The organism is Dietzia sp. E1 (assembly GCF_014145015.1).
In the GTDB taxonomy this organism is placed as follows: Bacteria; Actinomycetota; Actinomycetes; order Mycobacteriales; family Mycobacteriaceae; genus Dietzia; species Dietzia cinnamea_A.
On sequence record NZ_JAALDU010000475.1, the window covers coordinates 1 to 1,434 of the forward strand.

General features: G+C 74.2%; 1 protein-coding gene and 1 pseudogene. Both read left to right on the forward strand.

The window, feature by feature from the left end; genetic code table 11:
• Window positions 1-241: pseudogene (locus tag G6030_RS16290) on the forward strand (hypothetical protein); the annotation flags it as partial.
• Between the two features lie 4 nt (window positions 242-245).
• On the forward strand, window positions 246-1,434 hold a 1,189-nt coding region (gene alr, locus G6030_RS14215), incomplete at its 3' end, for an alanine racemase (RefSeq protein ID WP_182643569.1).

Here is a 1,434-nt window from a genome sequence, read left to right on the forward strand (position 1 = left end):
GTTGCTCGCGAGCGGCAGGGCGGCGTACGGATCTCCGGCGTGGCCGGCGGTCGAGGCGGCGACGGTGCACGGGGAGGCCGCGCGCCGGGCGGCGCACCGACACACCGTGGGCGCGGGCGGTGCTCACGGGGGCCCGGGCGCGCCGATCGGTGCATCCGACCTGCTGGCCGCGATACCGGGGGCGATCTCGGCGCTGCGGGGGAGGGAATCGCTGCCCGCCGGCGCTTTTTGGCAGAATTGACAGAATGGGTCCAGTTGTCCCCCCGGCTCCGTGCCGCGCCGAGATCGATCTGGACGCGATCGAGCACAACAGTCGCGTCCTCGTCCGGTCTGCCCGCGGGGCCCGGGTCATGGCCGTGGTCAAGGCCGACGCCTACGGGCACGGCGCCGTCCCCGTCTCCCTGGCCGCGCTACGCGGGGGTGCGCACGCGTTGGGGGTGACCACCATCGTCGAGGCCCTGCAGCTGCGATCGGCGGGCATCGACGCGGAGATCCTCGCGTGGCTCTACTCCGCCTCGGACGACGTCCGCGCGGCGGTCGAGGCGGATATCGACCTCGCGATCCCCAGCCCGGCCCACCTGGACACCGTCCTGGAGGCCGCGCGCCGCACGGGCCGTCGTGCCCGTGTCACCCCCAAGATCGACACGGGCCTCGCGCGGTCCGGCATCTCCCTCGAGGAGTGGCCGGCCGTGCTCGAGCGGCTCGTCACGGCCACGGCCGGCGGGCTGGTCGAGGTCACGGGTCTGATGGCTCACTTCGCGCACGCGGACGACCCGGGTAACCCGGTCATCGACCTGCAGGTGGCGCGGCTCCACGAGTGTGTGGCCCAGGCGCGGGGCCGTGGTCTGGACTGCCCGGTCAACCACCACGCCAACTCGGCCGCGACGCTCACCCGCCCCGAGGACGGGTTCGAGATGGTCCGCCCGGGCATCGCGCTGTACGGCCTCAACCCGGTCGAGGGACTCGAGGTGGACCTGGTGCCCGCCATGACGTTCTCGGCCGAGGTGCTCATGGTCAAGAGGCTGGCCGCGGGGCAGGGTGTGAGCTACGGGCACACGTGGCACGCCCCTCACGACACCACCGTCGCCCTCATCGCGGCGGGCTACGCCGACGGAGTGTGGCGGCTGCTCTCGGGCCGGCTGGACGTCTCGATCGGCGGGCGGCGCTATCCGAACGTCGGCCGCGTGTGCATGGACCAGTTCGTCGTCGACCTCGGACCCGACCCCGGACAGGCGGTGCGGGTGGGGGACACCGCCGTGTTGTTCGGCACGGGCGCCGACGGCGGGCCCACCGCCGCCGAGTGGGCCGAGACCCTGGGCACCATCCACTACGAGGTGGTCACCGCGGTGCGTGGCCGGGCCGCGCGCCACCACGTGGTACGCGGCAGCCATGCCGCGCCGTCCGCGCGTGGGACCCGCGCCGTCGCGCGGAGCG